A 5,372-nucleotide genomic window follows, 5' to 3' on the forward strand; every position below is an offset into this window, starting at 1 on the left:
AAAGGCTACCGCTGCGGATCCTGAAAAGGCTGTCAGGGAGTTTGAAGACTCCTGGCAAAAGATGATGGATGTGATCGAAAAGGACCCCAAAAAGCTCTGGTCTGAACTTCGCCGCATTGCGGAGGATGTGAAGAAAATCCCCCTGAAGCGGAAGCTTTCTGATTGTCCCAAGGTACTCGTGGTGGGCGAAATTTATGTCCGCCGGGATGACTTTGCGGTAGGGGAACTTATCGATCTTATGAGTGAACGGGGAATAGCGGTGAAGGTTTCCGGCATTGCTGAGTGGATCCATTACCTCGATTTTGTTCGTAAGTATGCCCTGAATAAACTGATTAAGCTCCAGCCCCCGGTCCGCCGCTGGTTCTCCAAGCCCGCCCGGGATCTGGTAAAACTCCGCGTCGAAGAGTGGTGGAAACACTCGGTGGAAAAGAAGGTTCTCTCTATACTGGAACCCACTGGCCTCGTACCCGAGACTCCTCACGACATGGATCTAATCATGCAGAATACCCAGGAACACTTTGTGAACCTGGAATTAAACTCAGAAATCGCCGTTTCAAGCGGTGTGGCTGCTACGGCTATGCAGCATGGCTATTCGGGTATTGTGAATATTTCTCCCTTTGCTTGTCTTATTGGCCGGGTAATCGAAGGCCTCTTTACCCCCTGGGCCCGGGATAGGAACTATCCCACCCTGTCAGTGGAAGTGGACGGAAACCTGTTGCCACCAAACATTATCAACAAGCTCAACATTTTTATGGTCAACGTACTCCGCTTTAAGGGAAATCAGGACCTTTCGAGCCTGGTGGATAAGGCCGGTGCCCAGGGTGTCTCAGTGACGGGACACCTTGCCGCTGCCGATGGGGCCGCTGCCAGCGCCGGCGCCGCCGAACAGGGCTCTAAAAAGGCCCTTAATGTACAGCCCCTCACCATAGAGTCCCTTGACGGTTCACCAGACGGTGCACAAGATCCTGTTGGTGTAGGCGACGACCGCTCTGGCGGCGGCTGCGCTGGCTGTTCTGGCTGCAGCAACTAGGCGCTGAGCTGCGGGAGGTTCTTTCGATGGGCCGTGGTCTTCGCTGGGCGCTCGTCCTCTCTGGAGGCGGCGCCAAGGGCTTCATGCACATTGGTGTCCTAAAAGCCCTGGAAGAGTGGGGGTACCCGCGGCCGAGCCTTGTTGTGGGGACCTCCATGGGTGCTATCGTAGGAGGCTTGTACGCCGCAGGCTATACCGCAGAAGAACTGGAAACGGTAGCGGTTTCCAAGTTTGACATCCGCCGGTATTTGGATGTCTCCCGTTTCCATTTCTCGGGTCCTATGGGCCGGGTCCTGGAAACAGGCCAAATGCTAAGCCGTTTTGCGACCAAGCCCGCCATAGATTCAGGCAATCGTATTCTGCAATATTTAGAAGAATTAGCCGGACATAAGACCATAGAAGAGCTACCTGTACAGTTTTGTTGCAATACGGTTGATTTGATCACCGGTAAAGAAGTGGTGCTTTCTTCCGGTTCTCTTGCCCGTGCCCAACGAGCTTCTATGGCTTTTCCTGCCTTTTTTGACCCCCTAGAAATTGCTGGCCAGCACCTGGTGGACGGCGGCCTTGTTAATAATCTCCCGGTTTATATAGCCCGTGATTTGGGATACTCCAGGATACTAGCTATAGATGTGGGAGCCTTTATGCTCACCCGGAGCAGCAATCTGCGAACTGGGCCCCAGGTGGTCTACCGTGCCTTGGAAGTTGCCATTTCCCATATACAGCGGGGTGATGCTGACCGGGCCACCCTCACCCTTCACCCGGAAGACCCGGCTACTCCCTTCGACTTTGCCCGGGCGAAACATCTCATCTCTGTGGGTGAACAATACGCGCTTAACAATAAAAAAATCATTGAGACCTTCTTTAGCGAAAGCCTTTTAGCCCATTTCAAGCGCCGCCGGGGCCTAAAGGCAAGTCACCTGCACCGTTAATGCTCTGCCGGTGGATACTTGTCTCGTTTTAGAATAGTGGTAGTATTTATTTTTAATAATATTGGATATAATAGAAATTGATACATTATTGATATGGAACGATTAACTGAAAGTGTTAAAGCTCTGGTTGCTTCTTACGAAGACTATGGGCTCATCAATCATTTTAACGGTCCCAATCTCCCCAGCAGGGAAAGCATTGAGGATATACTTGCCGATTTGGATGCTATTATTTTCCCCGGTTTTCGGGAAAGTGAACTGCCCGATGAGGAAAGTCTACACCTTACGATTGCCGAACGGGTATATCGTACTGCCCGGAAGCTGAGTAATGAGATTGAAAAAAGTCTTTCATTCTCGTGCAGAACTAACCGCTTTTCCTGCGAAGGCATCGGCTGCAGGACCATGGCTGAGCTTATTGTGGAAGACTTTTTTGAGCAGCTCCCGCAGTTGCGCCGTATTTTAAGTCTTGATGTGGCTGCGGCTTTCCGGGGCGATCCGGCTGCTAAAAGTATAGAAGAAGTCATCGTTTCTTATCCGGGTCTCCAGGCCATCGCGGTCCACCGGCTTGCCCATTATTTCTGGGTCCGGGAGGTGCCCCTTATTCCCCGTATTATGAGTGAGATAGTTCATGGCCGCACAGGCATTGATATTCATCCCGGGGCAACCATTGGAGAATCTTTCTTTATTGACCATGGAACCGGTGTTGTTATCGGCGAAACCACGGTCATCGGTAAAAACGTAAAAATATACCAGGGAGTGACCTTGGGAGCCCTGTCGGTCAAAAAAGACGAAGCTGATACCAAGCGTCATCCTACGATAGAGGATGATGTAACCATTTACTCAGGAGCTACCATCCTAGGCGGTAAGACCGTGATTGGCCGCGGCTCAGTCATCGGCGGTAATGTGTGGGTTACTGAATCTGTTCCTCCGGATACCCTCGTGTATGTAAAAACCGGCGAGCATATTTTACGGCCCAAGCAAAAGTAAGGGAGATTGCAGGTATGGAAAACCTCTTGCGATCGCGGATGTTTCGCCAGCAGTTCATTATGCATTCTCTTTATTTTATCATCATCCTAGGGCTCCTCTTTTACCAGGTGGGTCGCCAGACTATTAAGGAACTAGAAAGGCAGCAGATGAACCTGGCTCAGGTTTACCGGGACCAGCTTCAGAACGATCTAAAGGGCTGGCATAATGCGCAGAAATCAACGCTGACATCCTTCTCTTTTATGCTTGAATCCATGGATGACCAAACGCTGCAAGGCAATCATGTTTCAGAGCTCATTAAACATATACTTACTGCGTACCCTCAAATAATAGATCTCGTTATCGCTGATCAATCTGGAACTATTGTGAACCATCGTAATAAAACACCCGTTTCATCCCTCGGTTCAATTGCTGATCGCAGTTATTTTCAGGAAGCTCTTAAAAATGGGGAATCGGGAGGAGGCTTTTTTGCCAATAAAAAGAATGGAAAGCTTACCATGGCGCTGTCCCGGCGTTTTACCAACCTTCAAGGAAAGACCTATGTGGCGAGCCTTTATGTTTTGTTCGATGCATTTCTAACTAACTTTGCTCTTTTTTCGAATGCAGGTTTTGGCTCGACTTTTTTACTCAATCCCCAGGGCCAGGTCATATATTATTCTAAAAACGATGACTATATTACTATCGATCAAAAATCTTTGCAGGGGATTTCCCTTGAAAACTCTGACTTGATAACCCTAGAGTCCAACCTATATGGTTCTGTTAGCGGGGCTTACTTTTTTATGCCCGAGCTCCAGATTATAGCGCTGGTTGTAGCCTCTCCAGACCTCTTAGTTAAACCCGCCCAACAGCTCCAGATTTTTGTGTCAATTCTCGGATTAATCGCCATGCTGGTATCCCTCCTTTTGTCCTATTGGATGACCGCACAGGTGTACCGGCCTATCTCCGAGCTCGTTCATGCGGTCAACCAGATGGCTGCCAGCAACTACAATCATAAGCTGACTGTTCAAGCGGACGGCGAGATTGGCGTGCTCATCCAGAGTTTTAACCAAATGCAGGAAATAGTTGCCAGACGGGAGCTTAGCTTAAAAGATACAGCCCAGAGGGACAGCCTCACTAATCTTATTAACCACGGAACATTTTTGGAATTGCTCAATAATTCCTCAATGACCCGGGCTGCTGTATCCCTCGTTATGCTCGATATTGACCACTTTAAGGCTGTCAATGATGTCTATGGCCACCAGGCGGGAGACTTGGTTTTGAAGCGGCTAGCAGAAATCCTGGTGAATAACCTGAGGGACCGGGACATCGTAGCTCGATACGGCGGGGAAGAATTTGCAATTATTCCCTACAATACTGGCTATGAACCTATGCTCTGTGAACGGCTGCGCCGAAATGTGGAGCTGGCAGATTTTGTATACAACGGTATAAAAATACCCGTTACCATCAGTGTTGGCTGGTCCACAATAGAGATTACCGATAAGCCTGACTGCGACATTCTCTGTCCTGCCCTCATTGCCGCAGCAGACGATGCTCTTTATAAGGCTAAAAAGAATGGGCGCAACCAGGTTGTTCAGGGAAAATCACTTTCTTCCATATCGGTGATTTCACCAGTCTGCGATGACCCAAAAAACCTGGCAGGCTGAAATTATTTTCCCATCCGTTTTTCAAGGTGTTCCCGTATCCATTCGGGAAACACCGCGAATCGGGAGCGGATCTCTTCTTTGAGCACCGGGAAAGCCCTGACCGGTTTCAGCAGCCGCTTAAGTTCCTGGGGTAATTTCTTTTTAAGCCCCTCTGCACTTCCCATTGCGTTTGAGATAAGATCAAAACTGGTAAGGAATTTTCCCCCTGCTTCCAATAGGGTCTGCAGGTCCGCGATAACTGCCTTAAAGTTAAAGACCGCACGGATCGATTGAATCGTATCCGTGACAAAATACATGAGCAGGGCTCCAGAAAAGAAGTGTATTAGGTATGGGCCAAGACCGGATATTATTGCAAAGGCCCAGGGTTCAAGGATCCGATTGGCCCCAATAACTAGGAGGGCCCAAAAAAATGAAAATTTCAGGCATATACGGCCCTGAAAATTCAAAAATTCGTCTTTATAATCCCAGAGTGTAAGGCCAAAGAAGTTTTCAAGCAGAACTGCCGCAGCGTATTCCAATACCGTTGGGGCGCTTATCATAATGATCCAAAAAAGCCATGCAGGCAGCCCCGCAAGTGAGCGGCCAATGACCGCAATAATAAGGGCTCCGAACCCATAGATCGGCACAAAAGGCCCTGACAGGAAACCGGCGTTTACAAAACGTTTTTCTGTCATTGACCGATAGGTCGATTCAAGCACCCAGCCCAAAAAAGCACTAAAACTAAAGTAAAGGAAATAGCGCAGCAGTTCTTCCGGTAATGCTTCATGCATGAACGTGTTCCCCTTATCT

General features: G+C 49.0%; 4 protein-coding genes and 1 pseudogene. 4 read left to right on the forward strand and 1 reads right to left on the reverse strand.

Annotated features, from left to right (window positions below; genetic code table 11):
* From Q7P68_RS13830 to Q7P68_RS13845, 4 genes and pseudogenes are all read left to right on the forward strand, one after another.
* A pseudogene (locus Q7P68_RS13830) lies at window positions 1-1,030 on the forward strand (acyl-CoA dehydratase activase); the annotation flags it as partial.
* Between the two features lie 26 nt (window positions 1,031-1,056).
* Window positions 1,057-1,959, forward strand: a complete 903-nt coding sequence (locus Q7P68_RS13835) for a patatin-like phospholipase family protein (RefSeq protein WP_304226652.1) — start codon at window positions 1,057-1,059, stop codon at window positions 1,957-1,959.
* Between the two features lie 93 nt (window positions 1,960-2,052).
* On the forward strand, window positions 2,053-2,943 hold the full coding sequence (epsC, locus tag Q7P68_RS13840) for a serine O-acetyltransferase EpsC (RefSeq protein ID WP_304226655.1): 891 nt from the start codon (window positions 2,053-2,055) through the stop codon (window positions 2,941-2,943).
* Window positions 2,944-2,957: 14 nt separating this feature from the next.
* The gene (locus tag Q7P68_RS13845) at window positions 2,958-4,583 is read left to right on the forward strand and encodes a sensor domain-containing diguanylate cyclase (RefSeq protein WP_304226657.1); all 1,626 of its coding nucleotides are present in this window, start codon (window positions 2,958-2,960) and stop codon (window positions 4,581-4,583) included.
* A gap of 2 nt (window positions 4,584-4,585) precedes the next feature.
* Here the strand turns inward: Q7P68_RS13845 and Q7P68_RS13850 are convergent.
* The coding region (locus Q7P68_RS13850; RefSeq protein ID WP_304226659.1) for a putative ABC transporter permease at window positions 4,586-5,372 on the reverse strand (787 nt) is incomplete at its 5' end.

Source organism: Gracilinema caldarium, from assembly GCF_029265695.1.
Taxonomy (GTDB): Bacteria; Spirochaetota; Spirochaetia; order Treponematales; family Breznakiellaceae; genus Gracilinema; species Gracilinema caldarium_A.

Excerpts from the sequence above, each read along its gene's own strand:
- epsC (WP_304226655.1), top strand. The coding sequence starts at position 2,053 with ATGGAACGATTAACTGAAAGTGTTAAAGCTCTGGTTGCTTCTTACGAA.
- Q7P68_RS13845 (WP_304226657.1), top strand. The coding sequence starts at position 2,958 with ATGGAAAACCTCTTGCGATCGCGGATGTTTCGCCAGCAGTTCATTATG.
- Q7P68_RS13835 (WP_304226652.1), top strand. The coding sequence starts at position 1,057 with ATGGGCCGTGGTCTTCGCTGGGCGCTCGTCCTCTCTGGAGGCGGCGCC.